18 protein-coding genes and 1 pseudogene are annotated in these 23966 nt (G+C 69.9%); 7 read left to right on the forward strand and 12 right to left on the reverse strand.

Annotated elements, in window-relative coordinates; all coding sequences use genetic code 11:
* Positions 1-172 precede the first annotated feature (172 nt).
* Entirely contained in the window at positions 173-1630 is a 1458-nt protein-coding gene (locus tag AC07OY_RS07485) for an endonuclease (RefSeq protein WP_495041885.1), read from the forward strand.
* Positions 1631-1732: 102 nt separating this feature from the next.
* Here AC07OY_RS07485 and AC07OY_RS07490 read toward each other — a convergent pair whose 3' ends face one another.
* From AC07OY_RS07490 to mutL, 12 genes and pseudogenes are all read right to left on the reverse strand, one after another.
* Positions 1733-2263 carry a hypothetical protein gene (locus AC07OY_RS07490; RefSeq protein ID WP_495041886.1) on the reverse strand — a complete coding sequence of 177 codons (531 nt, stop codon included), beginning with the start codon at positions 2261-2263 and terminating at the stop codon, positions 1733-1735.
* Positions 2264-2286: 23 nt separating this feature from the next.
* Positions 2287-4095 carry an ABC transporter transmembrane domain-containing protein gene (locus tag AC07OY_RS07495; protein WP_495041887.1) on the reverse strand — a complete coding sequence of 603 codons (1809 nt, stop codon included), beginning with the start codon at positions 4093-4095 and terminating at the stop codon, positions 2287-2289.
* 3 nt (positions 4096-4098) lie between these two features.
* Entirely contained in the window at positions 4099-5229 is a 1131-nt protein-coding gene (locus AC07OY_RS07500) for a DegT/DnrJ/EryC1/StrS family aminotransferase (protein ID WP_495041888.1), read from the reverse strand.
* A gap of 17 nt (positions 5230-5246) precedes the next feature.
* Positions 5247-6284 carry a lipocalin-like domain-containing protein gene (locus AC07OY_RS07505; protein WP_495041889.1) on the reverse strand — a complete coding sequence of 346 codons (1038 nt, stop codon included), beginning with the start codon at positions 6282-6284 and terminating at the stop codon, positions 5247-5249.
* Entirely contained in the window at positions 6284-8833 is a 2550-nt protein-coding gene (locus AC07OY_RS07510; protein WP_495041890.1) for an FtsX-like permease family protein, read from the reverse strand. Before AC07OY_RS07510 ends, AC07OY_RS07505 begins: the two co-directional genes overlap by 1 nt.
* The gene (locus AC07OY_RS07515; protein ID WP_495041891.1) at positions 8830-9483 is read right to left on the reverse strand and encodes an ABC transporter ATP-binding protein; all 654 of its coding nucleotides are present in this window, start codon (positions 9481-9483) and stop codon (positions 8830-8832) included. The genes AC07OY_RS07510 and AC07OY_RS07515 overlap by 4 nt, the downstream gene beginning before the upstream one ends.
* On the reverse strand, positions 9480-9689 hold the full coding sequence (locus tag AC07OY_RS07520) for a type II toxin-antitoxin system antitoxin (protein ID WP_495041892.1): 210 nt from the start codon (positions 9687-9689) through the stop codon (positions 9480-9482). Before AC07OY_RS07520 ends, AC07OY_RS07515 begins: the two co-directional genes overlap by 4 nt.
* A 9-nt stretch (positions 9690-9698) precedes the next feature.
* Positions 9699-10220 carry a hypothetical protein gene (locus AC07OY_RS07525; protein ID WP_495041893.1) on the reverse strand — a complete coding sequence of 174 codons (522 nt, stop codon included), beginning with the start codon at positions 10218-10220 and terminating at the stop codon, positions 9699-9701.
* A 4-nt stretch (positions 10221-10224) separates the two neighbouring features.
* Positions 10225-11109: an SPFH domain-containing protein gene (locus tag AC07OY_RS07530; protein WP_495041894.1), complete on the reverse strand. Its 885-nt coding sequence runs from the start codon at positions 11107-11109 to the stop codon at positions 10225-10227.
* Between the two features lie 79 nt (positions 11110-11188).
* Complete coding sequence (gene miaA, locus AC07OY_RS07535) at positions 11189-12103, reverse strand: tRNA (adenosine(37)-N6)-dimethylallyltransferase MiaA (protein WP_495041895.1); 915 nt, start codon at positions 12101-12103, stop codon at positions 11189-11191.
* Between the two features lie 100 nt (positions 12104-12203).
* Positions 12204-13214 (reverse strand): annotated as a pseudogene (locus AC07OY_RS07540) (pseudouridine synthase); the annotation flags it as partial.
* A 270-nt stretch (positions 13215-13484) separates the two neighbouring features.
* Positions 13485-15335, reverse strand: coding sequence for a DNA mismatch repair endonuclease MutL (gene mutL, locus AC07OY_RS07545; protein ID WP_495041896.1), 1851 nt, complete (start codon positions 15333-15335; stop codon positions 13485-13487).
* Positions 15336-15386: 51 nt separating this feature from the next.
* Between mutL and AC07OY_RS07550 the strand changes: the two genes are divergently transcribed.
* From AC07OY_RS07550 to AC07OY_RS07575, 6 genes are all read left to right on the forward strand, one after another.
* Positions 15387-16034, forward strand: a complete 648-nt coding sequence (locus tag AC07OY_RS07550) for a VTT domain-containing protein (protein WP_495041897.1) — start codon at positions 15387-15389, stop codon at positions 16032-16034.
* A gap of 73 nt (positions 16035-16107) precedes the next feature.
* Positions 16108-19446 carry a S41 family peptidase gene (locus tag AC07OY_RS07555; RefSeq protein ID WP_495041898.1) on the forward strand — a complete coding sequence of 1113 codons (3339 nt, stop codon included), beginning with the start codon at positions 16108-16110 and terminating at the stop codon, positions 19444-19446.
* 155 nt (positions 19447-19601) lie between these two features.
* Positions 19602-19919, forward strand: coding sequence for an OmpA family protein (locus tag AC07OY_RS07560; protein ID WP_495041899.1), 318 nt, complete (start codon positions 19602-19604; stop codon positions 19917-19919).
* Positions 19903-21288, forward strand: coding sequence for a cache domain-containing protein (locus AC07OY_RS07565; RefSeq protein WP_495041900.1), 1386 nt, complete (start codon positions 19903-19905; stop codon positions 21286-21288). Before AC07OY_RS07560 ends, AC07OY_RS07565 begins: the two co-directional genes overlap by 17 nt.
* Entirely contained in the window at positions 21285-21920 is a 636-nt protein-coding gene (locus tag AC07OY_RS07570) for a response regulator transcription factor (RefSeq protein WP_495041901.1), read from the forward strand. Before AC07OY_RS07565 ends, AC07OY_RS07570 begins: the two co-directional genes overlap by 4 nt.
* A gap of 289 nt (positions 21921-22209) precedes the next feature.
* Positions 22210-23966 (forward strand): HAMP domain-containing protein (locus AC07OY_RS07575; RefSeq protein ID WP_495041989.1); only part of this gene is annotated, 1757 nt, incomplete at its 3' end.

Raw genomic sequence — 23966 nt, forward strand, 5'->3', positions numbered from 1 at the left:
TCTCCGCTGCCGCGAGGCCGCCGCTGGCGGGGGGCTGGCTGCCCGCCGCTCCGCGCAAACCCTGTCCCCAGCTTGCAGCTATGAGAAACCCGACTGTGGCGGCGCAGTCACCCAGGCGTCACCCGGCCTCGGTAATCTTTTACGGCCTAGTCAAAACCAAAAGGATTGCAAGATGGGTCGTTGGGATTGGATCGGAGTATTGGCGGCCACGGCCGCCTTCGTGGCGGCTCCGGCCGCGCAGGCGCAGACCGCGCTGACCAAGGGAGTCGCCGTCACCGGCCTCTCGGGTGCGGTCAACACGACGCGCGACTACACCCTGGTGGTGCCGGCCGGCGCCACCCAGCTCAGCTTCACGCTGAGCGGCGGCAGCGGCGATGCCGACCTCTATGTGCGCCGCGGCTCCACCGCCACGAGCAGCACCAACGACTGCTCCTCGGCCGGCGGCACCAACGCCGAGAGCTGTGCCTTCGCCAGCCCCACGGCCGCCACCTACTACGTGCGCGTGCAGGCCTACCGCGCCTACAGCGGCCTCAGCCTGCTCGGCAACTACACCGCCGGCTCGGGCACCCCGGCCACGGTGACGTTGCAGCCCGGCGTTCCGGTGACCAACCAGTCCGGCGCCGTCGGCGCCTGGCTGCGCTACCGCATCGACGTGCCCGCGGGCGCCACCAACCTCGTCGTGAACACCAGCGGCGGCACGGGCGCCTCCGACCTGTATGTGCGCGCCGGTTCCGAGCCGACCTCATCGGCTTTCGACTGCCGCCCGCTGACGGTCGGCAACGACGAGAACTGCACCTTCGCGCAGCCCCAGGCCACCACCTATCACGTCGGCCTCTATGGCTTCAAGGCCTTCGCCGGCGTCACGGTGACGGCGTCCTACACCCAGCCCCCGACGGGCGGCGCCACCTGGCCTGGCTTCAACGCCTATTACACCCAGGCCATCGGCAAGACCGGCGTGGCCCTGCGCACCGCGCTGAACGAGGCCGCCGGGCGCAACCATGTGCGCATGAGCTACTCGGCCGTCTGGGAAGCGCTGAAGTACACCGACGAGGACCCGGCCAACACGGCCAACGTGCTGCTGCTCTACACCAACCGCTCGCAGGCCAAGACGCACAACGCGGGGGCCAACTCCAGCGACCAGGACGCCTGGAACCGCGAGCATGTCTGGGCCAAGAGCCATGGCTTCCCTGACGAAGCGCAATGGGCGCATACCGACATCCACCACCTGCGCCCCGAGGACGTGTCCGTCAACAGCACGCGCGGCAACAAGGACTTCGACTGGGGCGGCAGCGCCATCGGCGAAGCGCCGGGCAACCTGACCGACGCCGACAGCTTCGAGCCGCGCGCCGCCGTCAAGGGCGACGTGGCCCGCATGATGTTCTACATGGCCATCCGCTATGAGGGCAACGACAGCACCGGCGTCGGCAACCTGGAGCTGTCCGACACCGTGGGCAGCAGCGGCAACCTGTTCGGCAAGCGCTGCACCCTGGTGGCCTGGCACCGTGCCGACCCGGTCAGCGCCGACGAGATCCGCCGCCATGCCCGCATCGTCGAGCGGCAGGGCAACCGCAATCCGTTCATCGACTATCCGGCCTGGGTGGAGGAGCTGTTCGCGGCGGGTTGCCCTTGAATTGACGTCAATGACGCGCGAACCCTAGATGAACGGTTTGTTCATCTGGGGTGCGAGCGAATCTGGATGAGGCCGCTGTGACGATGGCGCAAGCTGGCATGTTCAGAGAGGCAGGTTGTCTCGTTGATAGCCGAGAAAGCCTGCGTCCTTGAGACCGCAGCACCGAGCCAAAAGGGGACGGAGCTCGGCGATGTGGTCCGCTTCCGACCAATGCGTGGCTATCGACCAAAAGGACGACGCGTTGCGTGGCCCGTACTCGACGATACACAGCGCCTTGGAGTTGGCGGTGACGAATTCGAGGCGGTTCACCGGGACGGGGTGCCTGTCAGCTAGGTATGACACGACAGCGACAAACGATTGAAGTCGGAATGCCTGTTCGCGTTGTCGGAAAAGGAATGTTCGCCATCTGACGTAGACGACATTCTGCGAGGGCAGGATGGTCACCGTGCGACTGCGCCCAACGAGGGAGAGCCAGAGCGTCAAGAGCGGCAAAGCTCCCACGACGACCAAGAAGAGTGTGGCGTGGGGACTGGTTTCGAGGGGGAAAGCCCCCAGCGCAGTGATGGGAAGGGTAAGTCCGACGACGATCAATCCGACCGGGTTGAACGGAGTCCGAACAACAACGCTATCCATGGCTTTCGCGCCTAGCTTTCAGTTCAGGGTTCTCTGGCGTCCGAACTCGCTTCCATCCCAAACTGCATCGCCGCCAACTTCGCATACAGCCCACCACGCGCCACCAACTCGTCGTGCCGGCCGATGTCCACGATGTGCCCCGCATCCAGCACGACGATGCGGTCCGCCTTCTGGATTGTCGCCAGCCGGTGCGCGATGACCAGGGTCGTGCGGTGCTGCATGGCGGCTTCCAAGGCCGCCTGAACGACGCGTTCGCTCTCGGCGTCCAGCGCACTCGTCGCTTCGTCCAAAAGCAGCAGTGGCGGGTTCTTCAGCATGGCGCGGGCGATGCTGATGCGCTGGCGCTGGCCGCCGGACAGGCGCACGCCGCGTTCGCCGAGGAAGCTCTGATAGCCCTCGGGCAGGGCGCGGATGAAGTCGTCGGCAAAGGCGGCCCGCGCCGCGGCGATGACTTCCTCGTCGCTGGCCTCGGGCCGGCCGTAGCGGATGTTCTCCATCGCCGTCGTCGAGAAGATGACGCTGTCCTGGGGCACCAGGCCGACATTGGCGCGCAGGTCGGCCAGGCTCAGCTCGCGCGTGGGCACGCCGTTCAGGCGGATCTGGCCCGACTGCGGGTCGTAGAAGCGCAGCAGCAGCTGGAACACCGTCGTCTTGCCGGCGCCGCTGGGGCCGACCAGGGCCACGGTCTCACCGGGCTGCACTGTCAGGCTCAGGCCATCCAGCGCCGCCGTCTGCGGCCGTGACGGGTAGTTGAAGGTGATGGCGTCGAACTCGACGCGGCTGCCGCCCGCGACCACCGCGAGCGCCTGCGGCTTGGGCGGGTCGGCCACCGGTGAGCGCGCCTCCATCAGCTCGATGAGGCGCTCCGTCGCGCCGGCCGCGCGCAGCACATCGCCCCAGACCTCGGCCAGCACGGCCACGCTGCTGACCAGCAGGGTCACGTAGACGACGGTCTGGCCCAGATGGCCCGCCGTGATCTTGCCGGCGATGACGGCCTGGGTGCCCTGGTAGAGGCCCCACAGCAGGGCGCCGAAGACGGCCGTGATGATGAAGGCCACCATGAAGCTGCGGATGCGGGTGCGCTTGCGGGCCGTGTCGAAGGCGGCCTCGCTGGCGTTGGCGAAGCGCTTCGACTCCGCGCCCTCCTGGGTGTAGCTCTGCACGACGGTGACGGCGTTCAGCACCTCGGCGGCGATGGCCGAGGTGTCGGCGACGCGGTCCTGGCTGGCGCGCGACAGCTTGCGCACGCGGCGGCCGAAGTACAGGGCCGGTGCCACGACGAGGACGAGGATGCCCAGCACCTGGCCCATCACATAGGGATTGGTCACGACCAGCATGACCAGCGCGCCCGTGCCCATGACGATGTTGCGCAGGCCCATGGACAGGCTGGAGCCGACGACGGTCTGCACGACGGTGGTGTCCGTCGTGATGCGGGAGAGCACCTCGCCGGTCTGCGTGGTCTCGAAGAACTCGGGGCTCTGGCGCAGCACATGGGTGTAGACCGCATTGCGCAGGTCGGCCGTCACGCGTTCACCCAGCCAGGTGACCATGTAGAAGCGCGAGGCCGAGAACAGGCCCAGGGCCGCGCCGACGGCGAACATGGCGAGGAAATGCTCGCGCAGGGCCATCAGGCGCTCGCCGGGGTCGCCGGCCGCGAAGCCGGCGTCGATGAGGCCGCGCAGGGCCAGCGGGAAGGCCAGCGTGGCCATGGCGGACAGCAGCAGGGCGACCAGGGCCAGCGTGATGCGGCCGCGGTAGGGCCGCAGGAAGGGCGCCAGGCCGCTGAGGGAGCGGGCCTGCTTGGAAGCGGGGCGTTCGGTCGTGGAACTCATGGGTTACAGCTTGTCGTTCAGCACGGCGCAGGTGCGGGTCAGCATCGCGTCGTCAAGATCCTGGTGGCAGAGCAGTTGCAGCACATGGGTGCGCCAGCGCACGCCGTGGTCGTCGTGGAAGTCAGGCACGCCAGGCCAGACGCGGTCCCAGCGGAACACCGCACAGCCGGCGGCGCGCAAGGCGGCATAGGCGGGTTCGGCATCGTCCACCCACAGCGGCATCACATAGGGTGCGGCCTGGGCCGGCAGGCCGCCGAGCAGCGGGCGGGCACCCGCCAGGTTCTGAGCGAAGCGGTAGAGCGTCTCGTAGTGGGCGCGGCGGCGGGCGACGATGCGCTGGCGAGGCAGGCCGAAGAGGCGGTGCGCCAGCTCGGTGGGCGCGTGTTCGCAGCGGCTCAGATCGCATTCGGCCATGTTCTCGGCCTCGCTCAGCACGCGTGGCGGGCTGCTGGGGGCCGGCGCGCGCGGCGGGCCGTTCTTCAGGCGGAAGAGGGCACCCAGCGCCGTGTTCAGGCCGGTCAGGCGGCCCTGCTCGCTGCCGCGCTCCAGCAAGTCCACCCAGGCCTTGAGCTGCTGCCTGGCACCGGCCGGCTGCAGGGCTTGCGCGGGCAAGGGCAGGGCCGAGGCCAGCAGGCCGCCCTCGGGCACCGGAAAGAACTTGGAGACGCTGGCCGTCGCCAGGTCGCCCCAATGGCCGACGGCGCGCTCGCCGGCCTGGCCGAAAAAGCTGTGGGCGCAGTCTTCCACCAGCGCGATGCCATGGCGGTCGCACCAGGCGCGGGCTGCCGCCAGCGAGCGCGGCAGGCCGAAAAGCTGGGCCACGACAAGGGCGCGGGTGCGCGGCGCCGGCGTGATGGCGTCCAGCACCGGCAGGCCGTCGGGGCCGAGGGGATAGAACTGCACCTGGGCGCCGGCCGCGCGCAGCGGCGCGATCAGCGTCGGGCAGTGGTAGCTGGGGGCCAGCACGCTGTCGCCGGCCTGCACGCCCAGGGCCTTCATGGCGGCAAACAGGGCGGCGCGGCCGCTGGTCAGCAGCCGCTTGTGGGGCAGGTCGTCGACGGCGGGCAGGCCCGCGGCGCGCTCGCCGCCGAGGTTGTCCCAGCCGAAGGTGGGCCTTGTGGGTTGACGGGTCATCGGGCGCGGATTGTGGGTCAGAGCAGCGGCGGGCGTCCCGCGTAGCCGGTCAACTCCAGATAGCCGGCGCCGAGTGGCCGCTTTTGGCGGTCCAACAGCTGGGCGGCGCCTTCCCAGTAGACCAGGCCGCTGCTGTTGCGGGCATCGATCTCCTGCGTGTCGAAATAGCTGGCGAGCAGCATCTCGCCGGCGGGGCTTTTCAGCCGCCACTCCATCGGGTAGCGCGCACCGGTGGCCGGGCTGGTCCAGTGGCGCGTCGGCTGCATGTCGACGTCCTCGGGCCTGAAGCTGCGGTCGGGCTGGCCGGGTGTGCGCAGGCTGCCGCCGGCCCAGTCGCGGCTGCCGTCCTTGCGGCGCAGCTGGAACAGGGTCAGCGCGCGGCCGTCGTGCAGGTTGACGCCCAGCCAGTCCCAGCCCGCGGTGTCGCCGAGATAGCGGTCGCTCCATTCGTGGTCCAGCCAGGAGCGGCCGGCGAGCCGGGACCGGCGGCCATCCAGCGTCAGCTCGGCCTGGGTGGCGAGCTGGGGGCGGGAGTAGTAGTGGCTGAACTGCTTGGGATCGGAGCCCTTGCGCGACAGGCCGGCCTCGCCCTGCAGCAGGGGCGGCTCGGGCGTGGCCAGCCGCAGCTCCAGCGCGAAACCCGGGCCGTTGAAGGCGGCACGATAGCCATCGCCCTCGCGCTTCAGTGTCCAGTCGCGCAGCTTGACGTCGCAGTCGCCCTCCAGCGCCTGCGCGGCGCCGGGGAGCACGCGCAGCAGGCGCTGGCCATGGCGCTGCTGCTTCGCGCCGAGGTCGGACAGGGCGACATGGCCGAGGATCAGCTGGCGCGCCGCCAGGCCGCTGGGATGGCCGGCCGGCGCCGGTCCGGGCAGTTGGAAGAAGGTCAGCTGGTAGCCGAAGCGCGGCGCCGCGCCTTCACGGTCGGCCAGCAGGCCCGTCAGATACCACCACTCGACACCCTGGGCCGGATGGGCGCCGAAGTCGGCCGGGAAGCGCAGCGCGACGGCGCGGGCGTGCAGGGGCAGGGCGGCCAGCAGCAGGGCGCGGCGCTTCATCAAGCATCCTCCCTGACGGCGCGCACCGCGTCCTGGCCGAGGGCGCGCCGGCCGGCCAGCAGCGAGGCGCCGACGGCGGCGGCAAAGGCCAGGCCGACGAGGACGGCCAGGCGCAGCAGCGGCAGATGCATCTCCATGCTCCAGTGAAAGCTCTGCGGGTTGACGACGTAGACCAGGATGGCGCTCAGGCCCAGGCCCAGCGCCAGGCCGGCCAAGGCGCCGGCGCCGCCCTGCAGGCTGGCCTCGAGGAGCAGCAGCCGCATCAGCTGACGCCGGGACAGGCCGAGATGGCGCAGCAGGCCGAACTCGCGCTTGCGGGCCAGGGCCTGGGCCGACTGGCTGGCGATGACGCCGAACAAGCCCACGGCCAGGGCCACGGCCTGCAGCCAGACGGTGATGGCGAAGCTGCGGTCGAAGATCTTCAGCGACAGCGCGCGCAACTCGCCCGCGGCGGCCATCTCGACATCCTCGCCGCCCAGGCGGCGCACCGCAGCCTGCACTGCCTCGAGCGATTGGCCCGGCGCCAGCCACAGGGCCAGCTCGGCGGTACGTGCATCGCCGCTGGCGCGGCGGTAGTCGGCCAGGTTGATCCACAGCGCGGTGTTCTGGCGCGAGTAGTCGCGCCAGACGCCGTGCACCTGCATCTTCAGCGTGCGGCCGCCGTCGACCAGCTGGCCCTGGATGACGCGGCCCGGCTTGAGCCCGTCACGGTCCCGCGCGGCCTCGTTGACCCAGATGGGCAGGGCGCTGCCGTCGGCCGCGCCGCTCCAGCGCTCGATAAGCGGCAGGCCGCCGGCGCTGATGTCGCGCGCCGTCAGGGCCACGGCCTGGCCGCTGGAAGCCAGGCGCAGCCGGGCCGTGATCTGCGGCGATGTGCGGGCCACTTCGGGCAATCGGGTCAGGTCTTGCAGCAGGGCCGGCGGCAGCGCATCGGGCATGCCGTTGGCGCTCCGCAGCGAGCTGCGCACATAGAGGTCGGCCGGCAGGGCCTCGTCCAGCCAGCGCATCAGCGACTCCCGGAAGCTGCCGATCATGACCGTCATGGCCACCGCCAGGGCCAGGGCGACGAGGACGCCGGCCAGCGAGCGGCGTGCCTCGGTGGCCTGGTCGCGGCTGCGCTCGCGGGCCAGCAGCAGCAGGGCGCTCTGTGCGCTTTCGGGCAGATGCGCGAGCAGGGCCGTCATGGCCTGCACCAGGGCCGGCACCAGGGCCAGCCCGCCCATCAACAGGAAGAACATGGCCGCATAGGCGGCGACCGGCGTGTCGTTCCACACGGGGGGCAGCCAGGCCAGGGCCGCGCCCAGGGCCAACAGCGCGAGCCCGGCCCAGGCCGGCAGCGTGCGCGCCGCCGGCAGGCCCAGGCCTTTGAGCACCAGGGCCGGCGCGATGCGCTTGACCGTCAGCGCCGGCGCCAGCGCGGCGACCAGGGCGGCGGCGAGGCCGAGGGCGCCATAGGCCAGGGCCGGCAGCAGCAAGGGCTGGTTGAAGACCAGCTCGGCCGACGAGTCGGTGGCGCCATGCAGGCCCAGATCACTCCCCATCAGCTTGAGGGCTCCCGCCGCCAACCCCACGCCCAGCAACAGGCCCAGGGCCGTGCCGGCGACGCCGATGACGAGGCCTTCGGTCAGGATCAGCCGCCAGCGCATGCGCGCCGACACGCCGAGCACGCCCACCAGGGCCCATTGAGGCAGGCGCTGGGCCGTCGCCAGGGACAGCACCGCGTAGACCAGGAAGCTGCCGGTGAAGAGCGCCATCAGCGACAGCAGGCCGAGGTTGACGCGGTAGGAGCGCGTCATGTCGTTCAGCCGGGCGCCGGCGTCGTCGGGTGGCTCGGCCTTCCAGCGCGCAGGCAGGGTGGACGTCCAGGCCTTGGCGTCGACACCGGGCGAGAGCTGCACGTCGATGCGGTCCAGGCTGGCCAGGCGGCCGAACAGGGCCTGGGCATCGGCGATGTCCAGCACGCCCAGCGGCGTGTTGTCGGCCGCGACGCGGCCGCCGATGGCGAGCTGGATGTCGCGCGGCTTGCCGTTGCCAGGCAGGCGCAGCGTCAGCGTCCTGGCGCCTTCAGCCAGCAGCTTGCGGGCGGCGGCGTTCAGGTGGACGACGTTGGCGCCCATCAACTCGGCCGGGCCGCCGTCGACCTGGGGCGTCAGCTCGGCGGCGAGCGGCCGGCCCTGGGCGGCCGAGGCCAGCAGGGCCAGCGGGTCCAGGCCGATGAGGTGGATGGACAGGCCGCGGCCACCCGGGCCGGCTTGGCCGGGCCACAGGGCCATGGCTTCGACGACGGGGCTGGCGGCGGCGACCTCGGGGCGGTTCAGCAGCTCGACGAGATCGGCATCGGTCAGCGCGCCGTCGCGGGCCTTGAGCACCAGGTCGGGCTGGCCGTCGACGCCGCGCGCCGCGCGCGCGAATTCGGTCAGGGCCGCACCATTGAGCAGATGTACGCCGAAGGCCAGGGCCACGCCGAGCATGACGGCGATGACGGCCAGCACGACGCGGCCGGGCTGGTCGCGCCAGGCGGGCCAGCAGAAATGGCGCCAGAGGTTCATGCTGCGTGCAGGCCGCTCGCATCCAGGCGCAAGCGCCGGTCCGTCGCCTCGGCGGCGCGCTCCGAATGCGTCACCAGCAGGCAGGCCGCACCGGCCTCCTGGGTGCAGCGCCGCAGCAGGTCCAGCACTTCGCCGGCGTGGCGGGGGTCGAGATTGCCGGTGGGCTCGTCGGCCAGCACCAGGCGCGGGCGGTGCACCAGGGCCCGCGCGATCGCCACGCGCTGCAGCTGCCCGCCGGACAGCTGCCGCGGCATGCGCGCCGCGAGGCAGTCCAGCTCGACGGCGGCGAGCATCTGCTGCACGCGCCCGTCGTCACGCTGGCCCAGCAGGCGCAGAGGCAGGGCGACGTTGTCGGCCACGCTCAGGTGGGGCAGCAGGTGGAAGGCCTGGAAGATGAAGCCCAGTTCCTTGCGGCGCAGCGCCGAGCGGGCCTCGTCGTCCAGGGCGCGCAGGTCCTGGCCTGCCAGTGTGATGGCGCCGGCATCGGCTTCGTCCAGGCCGGCCAGGCAGTTCAGCAGCGTGGACTTGCCACTGCCCGATTCACCGAGCAGGGCGACGATCTCGCCGGCTTCCAGGTCCAGGTCCACATCGGAAAAAACCGCCACCTCGCCATAGGACTTGGCCAGGCGGCGCGCACTCAAGAGACTCATGACCCGGATTCTGGGTCCTTGCGAGCGGTGCCGGCCCGACCCTGGGGCGGTGCGAGCTTGATGCCGCGTTTGGCCAGGGCCTCGCGCAGCAGCAGCTCGGCCTGGGCATTGGCGCTGCGCAGCTCCATCGCGGCGAGGCGCTCGACCTCGGCCCACAGGGCGGGGTCGATGCGCAGCGGGAAGGACTTCTTGTCAGGACTGGCCATGTGCAGTGTTCACCCGGGCCTGCCGGGGCGGCGCGGGCGGTGATGCGGCGTCGGGGTCGGGTCGGCCGGCGGCGCTGGAAAGAGGCGGTAGAACTGCCAGAACCACACCAGGAACCACAAGGCCAGGCCGGCCGCGCCGAGCTGCCAGGTGATGAGTGGCGGTTGCGGCCAGCCCGGCTGGCCCTGCAGCAGCGCAAACGCGTGGATGCCGCCCAGCAGCGCCAGCAGCATCAGGCCGGCGCCGGCGAGGTGCTCGATCAATCGCGCCAGCGTGGCCGGGCGCCGTTCGGGCGCCATCCAGTGCTCGCCGTGGGGCACGCTGAGCTGGCCGGGGCGGGTGCGGTCCGCCCAGTGCACGAAGGCGCTGCTGAACAGGCCGCCCAGGGCCACGCAGGACAGCATGATGCCGAGGAAGACCGCCCGCGAGGCCTGCTTGCCCGGGTCGCCCACCTGCTCGGGCAGCCAGGGCAGCGTGGCCAGCATCAGCAGGGCCGTGAGGGGCCAGGCGATGTTGAAGAGGCGCCGCTTCATGGGCTCAGGTGTAGAGCGTGCCGGTGTTTACCACGGGCTGGGTCTCGCGATCAGAGCACAGCACCACCAGCAGGTTGCTGACCATGGCCGCGCGGCGTTCGTCGTCCAGGTTGACGATCTCGCGCTCGCTCAGGCCCTTCAGCGCGGCCTCGACCATGCCCACCGCGCCCTGCACGATCTTGCTGCGCGCGCCGACGATGGCCTCGGCCTGCTGGCGGCGCAGCATGACCTGGGCGATTTCCGGAGCGTAGGCCAGGTGGCTGATCTTGGCGTCCAGCACGTCGACGCCGGCGTCGGCGAAGCGGGCCTGCAGCTCGGCGCGCAGCGCCTGGGCCACGGCATCCTGGCCGCCGCGCAGCGTCACGCTGGCTTCGTCGGCGTCGTCCGAGTGGTCATAGGCATAGCAGGCGGCCAGATGGCGGATGGCTGCCTCGGCCTGCACGCGCACATAGGCTTCGTAGTCATCGACCTGGAACAGGGCCTGGGCGGTGTCGCGCACCTGCCAGACGACGACGGCGCTGATCTCGATCGGGTTGCCGCGCTGGTCGTTGACCTTGAGGATGGGTGCGTTCAGGTTGCGGTCGCGCAGCGAGATGCGCTTCTTGATCGCCAGCGGGTTGGCCCAGCGCAGGCCGGCACCGCGGTCGCTGCCGATATAGGCGCCGAACAGCGTCAGCGCGGCGGCCTGGTTGGGGTTGAGCATGTAGAGACCGGCCAACACGAGCACCCCGAGCAGGATCAGCGGCACGCCGATCACGGGTGCGCCGCGCACCAGCATCTGTGCCCCCGTTCCTCCCAGGGCCAGGCCGATGACGACCATCAGATAGCCATTGGCGGCGTGGGCCGGCTTCTCGGTCACGAGATTGCGGGGCGCGGCGGGCGTGGGCATGGTGGTCTCGTCTCAAAAGTGAATCAAAGTGATATCACTCTAGCGGGGCTGCGGGCGCAACGCAAGCAGGGCGTGAAAACTAACCGAGCAGGCGCTGCAGGCCGGCGAGCAGTTCGGCGATGGGCTGGGGGCCGTCGCAGTCGATGACGCGGCGCTGGGGCATGCTGCGCAGCCAGGTGATCTGGCGCTTGGCGAGCTGGCGGGTGGCGGCGATGCCGCGGTCGCGCAGGTCGGAGAAGTCGTTGGCGTCCAAGGCTTCCCAGGTCTGCCGATAGCCGACGCAGCGCATGGACGGCAGGGCCAGGCACAGGTCGCCGCGGGCGCGCAGGGCCTTCACTTCATCGACCAGGCCTTGCTCGAGCATCACGTCGAAGCGCTGCGCCAGCCGCTCGTGCAGCCAGGCGCGGTCGCCGGGCTCCAGCGAAAACAGCGGCCAGTCGACGCCTTCGTCGCGCGAGGCCGCGTGCAGGGCGCTCAGCGGCTGGCCGGTCAGGCGGATGACTTCCAGCGCGCGCTGGATGCGCTGGCTGTCGTTGGGGGCGAGACGGGCGCCCGTCTCGGGATCGAGCTGGGTCAGCTCGGCGTGCAGGGCCGGCCAGCCGCGCTGGGCCGCTTCGGCATCGATGGCGGCGCGCAGCTCGGCATCGGCCTGGGGCAGGGCGGACAGACCGTCGAACAGGGCCTTGAAATACAGCATGGTGCCGCCGACCAGCAGGGGCAGCTTGCCGCGTGCGGCGATCTCGGCAGCCAGGCGCTTGGCTTCACGCACGAACTCGGCCGCGGAATAGCTCTCCAGCGGATCGAGGATGTCGATGAGGTGATGGGGCACGGCGGCCTGCTCGGCCGCCGTTGGCTTGGCCGTGCCGATGTCCATGCCGCGGTACACCAGCGCCGAGTCGACGCTGATGATCTCGACCGGCAGCACCTCGGCAATGGCGAGGGCCGCCGCCGTCTTGCCGCAGCCGGTGGGGCCGGCCAAACAGACAGGATTCATCGCAGATGCGGTGCCTTCCCCAGCGGCAGCCGTGGAACCGGCTTGGCCGGGCCACCAGCTGCGCCCCCTTGACGGGGCCGGCGAAGCCGGTAGGGGGTGGTCAGAATTTTTCCCATGGGGCGAGATAGCGCCACTGGCCGACGGGCAGATGGCCGAGCGGAATGCGGCCGATGCGCACGCGCTTCAGGCCGACGACCTTGAGGCCGACCAGCTCGCACATGCGGCGGATCTGGCGCTTCTTGCCCTCGCGCAGCACGAAGCGCAGCTGCTGCTCGTTCTGCCAGCTGACCTTGGCGGGCTTGAGCAGCTCGCCGTCCAGTTCCAGGCCATGGTTCAGCAGGGCGAGCTTGTTGTTTGACAGCGCTGCATTGGGCAGCGTGCCTTCGGGCACCGGCTCGGCACCCGGCAGACCGACGAACTCGACACGGACGAGGTATTCCTTCTCGACGTCGGAGTCGTCGCCGATCAGCACGCGGGCGATGCGGCCGTCCTGGGTCAGCACCAGCAGGCCGGTGGAGTCGATGTCCAGGCGGCCGGCGGGAGCGAGGTTGCGGTGGTGGCCCGCGTTGGGCTTGATGCCGGACGGGTCTTCCTTCCAGCGGTTCTCGGGCTGGAACAGCACGACGGCCGGCTCGTAGCCGTCCTCGGCCTGGCCGGAGACGTAGCCGATGGGCTTGTGCAGCAGCACGGTGACGAGCTCGGCCTGCTGCTGGCGCGCGGCGGGATCGATATCGATCTGCGCGTCGGCGTGGACGCGTTGGCCCAGCACCGCGACCTTGCCGTTCACGCGCACCCAGCCGGCCGCGATCCATTCGTCGGCCTCGCGGCGCGAAGCGAGCTTCAACTCGCCCATGCGCTTGGACAGGCGCTCGCCGTCCTCGGGTGCGACTTCGCGGGCCGGGTTGTTGCGCTGCTGCGGGCGCTGCGGCGGCTCGAAGCCGGGGCCGCGGTTGGACGAACGGCGCTGGTCGACGCGCGGTGGGCGGTCCGTCGGCGGGCGCTCGTCGGGGCGCGAGCGGGGGCCGCGTTCGGCCCGCTGCGGCGCTTCGTCACGGTAGGGCGGGCGGGCGCCGCGCTCGGGACGCGGCGGTGCATCGCCACGCGGGCCTTGCGGGCGCTCGGGCTTGAAGGCGCTGCCGGTCTTGGGCCGGGCCGGGCGCTCCTCGCGGGAAGGCGCAGGCCGCTCGCGCTGCTGCTGGGCTTTCTGGAACTGTTCCTCGCGCTCGGCGCGGTCGGCCTGCGCCTTGGCGAGCGTCGTGCGGGGTTTGGAGACGCCCTTGCCGCGCACCGGCGCGCGCTTCTCGCCCTCGGCGTTGCGGGTCTTGGCGGCGGGCTTGGGCTTGCCCTTGAGGGTGATGGTGGCCATTTCGGTCTTCTTCTTTCAACGGCCGCGCAGGAACAGGGCGTCCAGCTCGCGCATGTCGAGCTGGCGCCAGGTCGGGCGGCCGTGGTTGCATTGGTCGGCGCGCTCGGTGGTTTCCATGTCGCGCAGCAGGGCGTTCATCTCGTCCAGCGTCAACTGGCGGTTGGCGCGCACGGCGCCGTGGCAGGCCATGGTGGCCAGGATCTCGTGCTGGGCGCGCTCCAGCACCGAGCTGGCATCGAACTGGGCCATCTCGGCCAGCAGCTCGCGGGTCAGGGCGACGAGGTCGCTGGCCGCCAGCAGGGCCGGGCGTGAGCGCACGGCCAGCGTGCGGGTGGACAGCGGCGACACGTCCAGGCCGAGCTTGCCCAGGGTCTCGGCATGCTGCTCGGCCGCGGCGACCTCCTCGGCCGTGGCGGCGAAGCTGACGGGGATCAGCAGGGGCTGGCTTTCGATCTGCGTCGCGCCGAGGCGGGCCTTGAGGCGCTCGTAGACGACGCGCTCGTGGGCCGCATGCATGTCGACGATGACGAGGCCCTGCTTGTTCTCGGCCAGGATGTAGACGCCCTGGATCTGCGCGATGGCCCGGCCCAGCGGCCAGTCTTCATCGGGCAGATTCATCTTCAGCGTGATGGTCGGCGCGGCGGTCGTGGGCGCGGGCTCGGGCGCTTCGGCGGGATTCCACAGCGCCTCGTGCTGGACCAGGGACAGCCTGACCTGTTCGGCCGTCGGCGGCACCGGCGCCACGAAGGCCGGGGCAGCCTGGTAGGCCGGGCGCGACTCGGCGACGAAGAGAGTGGCCGGCATGGTCGGCTCGAAGCCCAGCGGCGCCATGGCCGATTCGACGCCCGCGGCGTCGGCGCGCGACTGGGCCAGCGCGTCGATGAAGGCGCGGCGCACCGATTGATGGATGGCGCGGCCGTCGCGGAAGCGCACCTCGATCTTGGTCGGGTGCACGTTCACGTCCACCAGCTCGGGCGCGATCTCGATGAAGAGCACATAGCAGGGCTGGCGCTGGCCGTGCAGCACGTCTTCATAAGCCGAGCGGATGGCATGGCTGATGAGCTTGTCGCGCACATGGCGGCCGTTGACCCAGACATACTGCTGGTCGGCCCGCGAACGCGCGGCTTCCGGCAGACCAGCGCGGCCGGTCAGGGCCAGCGGCCCGGCGCAGTGCTCGAAGGCGCGGCTCTCGGCGATGAAGTCCTCGCCCAGCACGTCGGCAATGCGCTGCTCGCTGGAGCCGGCCCGCCATTGGTCGACGAGCTTGCCTTCGTGCCAGATCGCGAAACCGACGTCGGGCCGGGCCAGGGCATGGCGGCGCACCGCCTCGACGCAATGGGCCAGCTCGGTGGCGTCGGTCTTCAGGAACTTGCGGCGGGCCGGCGTGGCGAAGAAGAGCTCGCGCACCTCGACGCTGGTGCCGCGCGAGCGGGCGGCGGCGCCCAGCTCGCCGCTGCGGGCGTCCAGGCGGTGGGCATGGTTGGCGTCGGCCGTGCGGCTGGCGATGGCCATCTCGGACACCGAGGCGATGGCCGCCAGGGCCTCGCCGCGGAAGCCCATGGTGGCGACCGACTCCAGCTCGTGCAGCGAGGCGATCTTGCTGGTGGCGTGGCGCTTGAGCGCCAGCGGCAGCTGGGAAACCGGGATGCCGCAGCCGTCATCCTCGACGACGATGCTGCGCACGCCACCGGCCATCAGCTTGATGAGGACATTGCGGGCGCCGGCGTCCAGCGCGTTGTCCACCAGCTCGCGCACCACCGAAGCGGGGCGTTCGACCACCTCGCCGGCGGCGATCTGGCTGATCAGCTCGTCGGGCAGTTCGCGGATGGCTCGGGGAGCGGGGACTTCGGGCAGGGACAAATCCATCCCCTGGATTATCGGCGGCGTGTCATGGACTCGTCGGGATAATGCCGCGCCATGGATTTCCTGACCTTCCTCCTCGATTTCATCCTGCACGTCGACCAGCATCTGGCGACCTTCGTGCAGACCTATGGCGCCTGGGTCTATGCCTTGCTCTTCCTGATCATCTTCGTGGAGACCGGCGTCGTCGTCATGCCCTTCCTGCCGGGCGATTCCCTGCTTTTCGTCGTCGGCGCCATGTGCGGCGTCGGGCTGATGGACCTGTGGCTGTCCATGGGCCTGCTGACGGTGGCGGCCATCGCCGGCAACCAGAGCAACTACACCATCGGGCGCTATTTCGGGCCGCGCGTCTTCCAGTGGGAGAACTCGCGCTTCTTCAACAAGGCGGCCTTCGACAAGGCCCATGCCTTCTATGAGAAATACGGCGGCGTCACCATCGTCGCGGCGCGCTTCATGCCCTTCCTGCGCACCTTCGCCCCCTTCGTGGCCGGCGTGGCGCAGATGACGCGCAGCAAGTTCACGCTGTACGACGTGGGCGGCGGCATCCTCTGGGTCTGCGGCATCATCGGGGTGGGCTATGTCTTCGGCAATGTGCCCTGGGTCAAGACCAATCTGGACAAGATCATCTGGGCCATGATCCTCATCCCCGGCCTGGTCGTCATCGCCGGCGGCATCAGGAGCAAGTTCAAGCGCCAACCGGGCTGATCGGGCTGACTTTTCTCCCGTGCGCTTGCGGGGCACTAGAGTCGCGGGTTTTGCGACTCAGTCGGAGATCCCGATGACCCTGTCCCGTATCGCCCTTGCCTTGGCCTGTGCCTGGATGACCTCCGGCCTGGCCCAGGCTGCCGAGCCGACGCTGATGCTGCGCCAGCCCGCCGTCTCCAAGGACCACCTGGCCTTCGTCTACGCCGGCGACCTCTGGCTGGCCGACCGCAATGGCGGCAACGCCCGCCGCCTGACCAGCCATGCGGCCAGCGAGTTCGCGCCGCGCTTCTCGCCCGACGGCAAGCAGATCGCCTTCTCGGCCAGCTATGACGGCAACACCGACGTCTATGTCATCGGCCTCGATGGCGGCCAGCCCAAGCGCCTGACCTGGCACCCCACGCCCGATGTCGTCAGCGGCTGGAGCCCGGATGGCAAGCGCGTGCTGTTCGCCTCGCCGCGCGAGGTGCTGAACAACCGCAGCAACCAGCTCTACGAGGTCAGCGTCGAGGGCGGCTACGAGAAGCAGGTCATGAAGGCCGTGGCGGCCGAGGGCGCCTGGTCGGCCGACGGCAAGCAGCTCGCCTACCGGCCCTATCGCGCGGCCTATGTGGCGGAGTCCGGCTGGCGCCAGAGCCGTGGCGGCACGACGCCGCCGGTCTGGATCATGGACATGGCCAGCCAGAAATGGCAGCAGATCCCTCACGTCAATGCCAGCGATTCGGCCCCCATCTGGGCCGGCGGCGAGGTCGTCTTCATCTCCGACCGGGCCGACGGCGCGGCCAATCTCTTCGCCTTCAACCCGGCGACGCAATCGCTGCGCCAGCTGACGAAAGAGACGCAGTGGGATGTGCGCAGCGTCGACGCCATCGGCACGACCCTGGTCTATGAATCGGGCGGCCGCATCAAGCAGATCGAGCTGGCTGGCGGCACGCCCCGCCTGCTGGACATCCAGCTCGCCAGCACGGCGCCCCAGGCCCGGGCGCAGTGGAAGGACGCGAGCAAGACCATCACCCAGGCCCGTCTGTCGGCCACGGGCAAGCGCGTGGTGGTGAGCGCCCGCGGCGAAGTCTTCACGGTGCCGGTCAAGGACGGCACGGTGCGCAACCTGACCGAGACGGCCGGCGTGCGCGAGAAGGACGCGCTGTGGAGCAACGACGGCCAGCGCATCGCCTACATCTCCGACGCCCCCGGCATGCGCCACGAGCTGGTGCTGGCGGCCCAGAACGGGCAGGGCGCCAAGGAGCGCTTTGCCTTGCCCCGCGAGGGTTACTTCACGCTGGCGGACTGGTCGGCCGACGGCCACCAGATCGTGCTGGTGGACAACCACCTCAACCTCTACCGCCTGGGACTGGCGGCCGGTCCGCAGCGCGGCCAGCTCGTCAAGGTCGCCACCGACGTGCGCCGTGGTGGCATTGACCTCTCCATCTCGCCGGACAGCCGCTGGCTGGCCTTCACGAGCTCGGGCGACAACTATTTCGGCCGCGTCTGGCTGCATGACATGACCACGGGGCGCAACCATGCCGTCACCGACGGCCTGGCCCATGCCGCCAACCCGACCTTCTCGGCCAAGGGCGACTACCTCTACTTCACGGCCTCCATCAACTCCGGCCCGACGGCGGTGGGGCTGGATCTGTCCACGCAGGAACGCCCGCGCCGCGTCGGCCTGTATGCCCTGGTGCTGGCCGCCGACGGCAAGTCGCCGCTGGCGCCCAAGGCCGGCGACGAGGATGGCAAGAAGGACGAGAAGAAGGACGACGACAAGAAGGAAGAGGCCAAGAAGGACGACAAGAAGGCCGACGCCAAGAAGGACGACAAGGCCAAGCCCGAACCCGTGAAGCCGGTCAAGCCCATCAAGATCGACCTGGAAGGCCTGGCCGACCGCGTCGTGGCCCTGCCGGTGGCCGAGCGCAACTACGACAGCCTCGCCGTCGCCTCCGACGGTGCGCTGTATTACCTGCAGCGTCCGCAGCCCGGCGCCAGCAACGAGCCGCCGCAGGCCGAGCGCCGCGCGACGGCCGAGCTGTGGCGCTTCGACTTCGAGGAGCGCAAGGCCAAGCTGCTGCGCAGCAGCGTCGCGGAGTTCTCGCTCAGCGAGGACCGCAAGAAGCTGCTGCTGACCGTGGCCGGCGGCAAGCTCGAGGTGGGCGACGCCAATGACAAGGGCGACAGCAAGCCCCTGGACACCTCCGGCCTGCGCGCCCGCGTCGACCCCCGGGCCGAGTGGAAGCAGATCTTCGACGAGGCCTGGTGGATGGAGAAGGACTTCTTCTACGACGCCAGCATGCACGGCCTGAACTGGCAGGCCGTCTACGACCGCTATCTGCCGCAGCTGGCCCATGTGCAGCGCCGCGAGGACCTGAACGACCTGCTGGTGCAGATGATTGCCGAGCTGCAGGTGGGCCACAACCGCACCGGCGGTGGCGATGTGCACCAGGAGGCCAGCGTCGCCGTCGGCCTGCTGGGCGCCGATTTCGCTGTCGAGCAGGGCCGCTACAGGATCGCCAAGCTCTATGCCGGCGACCGCCTCAACCCCAATCTGCGTTCGCCGCTGAGCGTGCCGGGCCTGGGCGTGAAGGAGGGCGATTTCATCCTCGCCATCAACGGCCATGAGCTGGACGCCAAGACCAACATCTATGCGCTGCTGGAGAACATGGTCGGCAAGCAGGTCACCGTCGCGCTGGCGCAGGACGCCGCGGGCAAGGGCCGCCGCGACATCACCGTCGAGCCCATTGCCAACGAGTCCCTGCTGCGCCGCTGGGCCTGGATCGAAGGCAACCGCCAGAAGGTGCAGCAGAAGACCGGCGGCAAGGTCGCCTATGTCTACATGCCCGACACGGCCGGCCAGGGCTTCGAGCACTTCAACCGCATGTTCTTCGCCCAGGTCGACAAGCAAGGGCTCATCGTCGACGACCGCCGCAACGGCGGCGGCCAGGCGGCCAACTACGTGACCGAGCTGCTGGCCCGGCCCTATCTCGGCAGCTGGAAGGACCGTGACGGCCTGGTCTTCGACACGCCGGGTGGCGCCATTTACGGTCCCAAGGCCATGCTGATCGACCAGGACGCCGGCTCGGGCGGCGACTTCATGCCCTATGCCTTCAAGCGCGTGGGCCTGGGGCCGCTGATCGGCAAGCGCACCTGGGGCGGGCTGATCGGCATCTCGGTGAACCCCAACCTCATCGACGGCGGCTTCCTGACCGTGCCCTACTTCCGCTTCTACACGCCGGAAGGCGAATGGCGCATCGAGAACGAAGGCGTGTCGCCGGACATCGACGTCGACCTCGATCCGGCCGCCGTCAACCGCGGCGAGGACACGCAGCTGGATGCGGCGATTGCCGACGTCATGAAGCGCCTGGAGGCGTGGAAGCCGATCCAGCGCAAGGCGGCGCCCGCTGCGGCGACACTCGGGCGATGAGATCGTCGCTGCGATCAATGTCTTTGCTGTAGGCGCGCATGTCTGGCCGGCTCGTTCCGATCAGACTGCGCCGCCTGTTGCTGCTGCCGTGCTTGGCTGCGGTAGCCTGTCCGGCGTTGGCGACGACGCCGCCTCGGTGGCAGCGAGCGGCCTTCGTGCAGTTCGAACCCGGGGCGGTCGCCCTCGACGCCATGCAGCGCCAGGCCCTGGGGGGCAGACTTGCCCAGCTCCGCGGCCCGAGCGACTGCAACGACGACTCACTCGCACTGACGATCAGAACCTCATCTGCGGAAGGTTCGCCGGGCCAACGCCTGAAGCTGGGCCAGGCGCGAGCCGCCTACCTTCGCGAACTGGTGAAGGCATTTGGCGTCACCACCAGCAAGGTCGATATGGACGTCCGGTTTGAAGGCGAGTTTCCGGATCGGCCGGTGGCGGATGTCTTTGTGACGGGCTGGTATGGGTGCTACCGATAGACAGGCCACCTCGAGAGAGCCAGGCCCGCGATGGCCAAGCTTCAGCCTGCGAGGCCGCCTCTTCCTGCTGGCCCTGCTGCCCCTGCTGGCCTCGTTGGCGCTGATCGCGTTAGCGGTGCGCCAGCAGGAAAGCGAGCTGGCCGAGCGTGAACACGCCCTGGTGCGCGCCAGCTACATGGATGCGCGTCGCACCGAGCTCAAGCATTACGTCGACCTCGCCGTCAGCACCATCCAGCCGCTGCTGGGCCAGCCGGGCGGGCAGGAGAGGGCGCTGGCCATCCTGTCTTCGCTGGACTATGGCCGCGACGGCTATTTCTTCGTCTACGACCTGCAGGGCCGCGTGCTGATGCATTCGCGCCAGCCCGAGCTCATCGGCCAGAACCTGTGGGAGCTGCGCGATCCGCGCGGCCGGCCCACCATCCAGCAGCTGATCGCCCAGGCCCGCGCCGGCGGTGGCTATGTCGAGTACCTGTGGCGCAAGCCCTCCAGCAGCCTGCTCGCGCCCAAGCTGGGCTATGTCGTGACCGTGCCGCAGTGGGAATGGATGCTGGGCACCGGCCTCTACATGGACGGCATCGAGGCCACCATGGCCGAACTGGAGCGCGGCGCGCGCCAGAACATCACGGCGACCATGCTGTGGGTGGGCGCCGTGGCCGTCTTCGGCGTCGCGCTGATCAGCGCCGGCGCCCTGGCCCTCAATCTCAGCGAACACCGCAGCGCCGAGGCCAAGCTGCGCGCCCTGGCCCGCCAGGTCGTGCAGAGCCAGGAGGACGAGCGCGCCCGCCTGGCCCGCGAGCTGCATGACGGCGTCAGCCAGGCCCTGGTGGCGACCAAGCTGCTGATCGAGTCGGCCCAGCACGAGCCCGCAGGCGCCGCGCGGCTGCAGGAACTGGCGCTGAAGCAGCTCAACGGCACGCTGGCCGAGGTGCGGCATATCTCGCATGCGCTGCGCCCGGCCCTGCTGGACACCCTCGGCCTCGCCGCCGCGCTGCAGCATCTGGCGGCCGAGTTCGACGCCGCCGGCGGCACGCACTTCCAGGCCAGCGTGGAGGGCGAGGAGATCGAGCTGCCCGAGGCCGTCAAGACGGCCTTGTTCCGCATCGCCCAGGAGGCCCTCAACAACGCCGCCCGCCATGCCCATGCCACGACGGTGAGTGCCGTGCTGCGCTTCGAGCCCGACGGTGGCATCACGCTGGAGGTCCATGACGATGGCCAGGGCTTCGATGCCGAGGCGGCCCAAGCCGTGGCCGACCAGGGCCTGGGCCTGCGCAGCATGCGTGAACGCGCCGCGGCCCTTGGCGCGCGCCTGACCATGATCACTGCGCCTGGACTCGGCAGCCGGCTCACGGTCAAACTGGCGGCTGCATGACCACGCCACCCATCCGCATCCTGCTTGTCGACGACCATCCCATGGTGCGCGAGGGCCTGTCCGTGCGCCTGGCCTCGGTGCCGCGTTTCGAGGTCGTGGGCGAGGCCGGCGGCCGCGCCGAGGCCCTGGAGCAATTGGCGCGCACGGCGCCCGACGTCGTGCTGATGGACGTGGGGCTGAAGGACGGCAACGGCATCGCGCTGGGCGCCGAGATGCTGGCCGCCCGGCCGGCCATCAAGCTGCTGATGTTCAGCATGTATGACAACCCCGAGTATGTGCAGCGCGCCCTGACCGCCGGTGCGCGCGGCTATGTGCTGAAGGACGCGCCGGCGACCGAGATCGTGTCGGCCATCGATGCGGTGGCGGCCGGCGGCACCTTCCTCAGCGCGGCGGTGTCGGGCCGCCTCTTCCGCGGCCAGGCGCCCAAGCCGGTGCTGACGCCGCGCGAGGGCGAGATCTTGAGCCGGCTGGGCCACGGCGCCTCCAGCAAGCAGATCGCCCGCGAGCTGGATCTGTCGGTGCGCACCGTCGAGGCGCATCGCCAGAGCATCAAGCGCAAGCTCGATCTGGAAGGCCAGGCGGAGCTGATCCGCTATGCCGTCGAGCATGCCCGCGAAGCCGGAATGAAATGACTCGCGCCAACCGGCGCGGGCGACCCGGACGAGGGACTTGATCCCCCTAGGTTGCCATGCTAGAAGCGGGCACTTTTCGCATCGGCGGCGGCGTCAGGGACAGCCACGGCGGGTGCGAATGAAATGACTCTTAACTTCTGGATCGGGCGGGCTCATGAGTGTCGACATCGCGCAGCAACCACGCAAGAAGCGCGTCACCTCCAAGACGGTTTCCAAGTCCGCAGCGGTCGACGGCGTTCGGGCGGGTGCTGAGCTGACGGCGCCGCGCTCGCGCCAGGTGCTGGCGGCCATGACGGCCTTCCGCGATGGCGACTTCTCGGTCCGCCTGCCCAATGACTGGGACGGCCTCGACGGCCAGATCGCCGCGGCCTTCAACCAGATCACGACCCAGGAGGCGCGCATTGCCGCCGAGGTGACCCGCCTGTCGGCCACGGTGGGCAAGGAAGGCCGGCTCAAGCACCGCATGTCGCTGCCGGGCTCCATCGGCGGCTGGGCCACCAAGGTCGAGTCCATCAACATGCTGCTGGATGACCTTGTCCGCCCGACGGCCGAGATCGCCCGCACCATCGGCGCGGTGGCCAAGGGCGACCTGAGCCAGTCCATGGAGCTGGAGGTCGACGGCCGCGAGCTGAAGGGCGAATTCCTGCGCTCGGCCCGCCTGGTCAACACCATGATCGAGCAGCTGTCGGTGTTCACCAGCGAGGTGACCCGCGTGGCGCGCGAGGTGGGCACCGAGGGCAAGCTGGGCGGACAGGCCCAGGTCAAGGGCGTGTCGGGGGTGTGGAAGGAGCTGACCGACTCCGTCAACCAGATGGCCGGCAACCTGACGGCCCAGGTGCGCAACATCGCCGACGTGACCATCGCGGTGGCCAATGGCGACCTGTCCAAGAAGATCACGGTGGACGTGCGCGGCGAGATCCTGCAGCTGAAGGAAGCCACCAACACCATGGTGGACCAGCTGCGTTCCTTCGCCTCGGAAGTGACGCGCGTGGCCCGCGAGGTGGGCACCGACGGGCGCCTGGGCGGCCAGGCCGTGGTGCCAGGTGTTGCCGGTACCTGGAAGGACCTGACCGACTCGGTCAACGCCATGGCCACCAACCTGACGGCCCAGGTGCGAAATATTGCGACCGTCACGACGGCCGTGGCGCGCGGCGACCTGTCGCGCAAGATCACCGTGGACGTGAAGGGCGAGATCCTGGAGCTGAAGGAAACCATCAACACCATGGTGGACCAGCTCAACGGCTTCTCTTCCGAGGTGACGCGGGTGGCGCGCGAGGTCGGCACCGAGGGCAAGCTGGGCGGGCAGGCACAGGTGAAGGGCGTTTCCGGCACCTGGAAGGACCTGACCGACAACGTGAACTCGATGGCGTCCAACCTGACCGGCCAGGTGCGCAACATCGCCGACGTGGCGACGGCCGTGGCCAACGGCGACCTTTCCAAGAAGATCACCGTGGAGGTGAAGGGAGAGATTCTTGCCCTGAAAAACACCATGAACACGATGGTGGACCAGCTCAACGGCTTTGCCGGCGAAGTGAGCCGCGTGGCCCGTGAGGTGGGCACCGACGGCAAGCTCGGCGGCCAGGCGCAGGTGCCAGGTGTTGCCGGCACCTGGAAGGACCTGACCGACAACGTCAACTTCATGGCGTCCAACCTGACGGGCCAGGTGCGCAACATCGCCGAAGTGACGACGGCCGTGGCCAACGGCGACCTGTCCAAGAAGATCACCGTGGACGTGCGCGGCGAGATCCTGGAGCTGAAGAACACCATCAACACCATGGTGGACCAGCTCAACGGCTTCGCTTCAGAGGTGACCCGCGTGGCCCGCGAGGTGGGCACGGACGGCAAGCTTGGCGGCCAGGCGCAAGGGCGCGGCGTGGCCGGCATCTGGAAGGACCTGACCGACTCCGTCAATGCCATGGCGACCAACCTGACGGCCCAGGTGCGCAATATCGCGGACGTGACGACGGCGGTGGCCAACGGCGACCTGTCCAAGAAGATCACCGTGGACGTGCGCGGCGAGATCCTGGAGCTGAAGAACACCATCAA

The organism is Roseateles sp. GW821-FHT09H10 (assembly GCF_059415865.1).

Coding starts and splice junctions, on each gene's coding strand:
- AC07OY_RS07485 (WP_495041885.1), top strand. CDS start 173: ATGGGTCGTTGGGATTGGATCGGAGTATTGGCGGCCACGGCCGCCTTC.
- AC07OY_RS07490 (WP_495041886.1), bottom strand. CDS start 2,263: ATGGATAGCGTTGTTGTTCGGACTCCGTTCAACCCGGTCGGATTGATC.
- AC07OY_RS07495 (WP_495041887.1), bottom strand. CDS start 4,095: ATGAGTTCCACGACCGAACGCCCCGCTTCCAAGCAGGCCCGCTCCCTC.
- AC07OY_RS07500 (WP_495041888.1), bottom strand. CDS start 5,229: ATGACCCGTCAACCCACAAGGCCCACCTTCGGCTGGGACAACCTCGGC.
- AC07OY_RS07505 (WP_495041889.1), bottom strand. CDS start 6,284: ATGAAGCGCCGCGCCCTGCTGCTGGCCGCCCTGCCCCTGCACGCCCGC.
- AC07OY_RS07510 (WP_495041890.1), bottom strand. CDS start 8,833: ATGAACCTCTGGCGCCATTTCTGCTGGCCCGCCTGGCGCGACCAGCCC.
- AC07OY_RS07515 (WP_495041891.1), bottom strand. CDS start 9,483: ATGAGTCTCTTGAGTGCGCGCCGCCTGGCCAAGTCCTATGGCGAGGTG.
- AC07OY_RS07520 (WP_495041892.1), bottom strand. CDS start 9,689: ATGGCCAGTCCTGACAAGAAGTCCTTCCCGCTGCGCATCGACCCCGCC.
- AC07OY_RS07525 (WP_495041893.1), bottom strand. CDS start 10,220: ATGAAGCGGCGCCTCTTCAACATCGCCTGGCCCCTCACGGCCCTGCTG.
- AC07OY_RS07530 (WP_495041894.1), bottom strand. CDS start 11,109: ATGCCCACGCCCGCCGCGCCCCGCAATCTCGTGACCGAGAAGCCGGCC.
- miaA (WP_495041895.1), bottom strand. CDS start 12,103: ATGAATCCTGTCTGTTTGGCCGGCCCCACCGGCTGCGGCAAGACGGCG.
- mutL (WP_495041896.1), bottom strand. CDS start 15,335: ATGGATTTGTCCCTGCCCGAAGTCCCCGCTCCCCGAGCCATCCGCGAA.
- AC07OY_RS07550 (WP_495041897.1), top strand. CDS start 15,387: ATGGATTTCCTGACCTTCCTCCTCGATTTCATCCTGCACGTCGACCAG.
- AC07OY_RS07555 (WP_495041898.1), top strand. CDS start 16,108: ATGACCCTGTCCCGTATCGCCCTTGCCTTGGCCTGTGCCTGGATGACC.
- AC07OY_RS07565 (WP_495041900.1), top strand. CDS start 19,903: ATGGGTGCTACCGATAGACAGGCCACCTCGAGAGAGCCAGGCCCGCGA.
- AC07OY_RS07570 (WP_495041901.1), top strand. CDS start 21,285: ATGACCACGCCACCCATCCGCATCCTGCTTGTCGACGACCATCCCATG.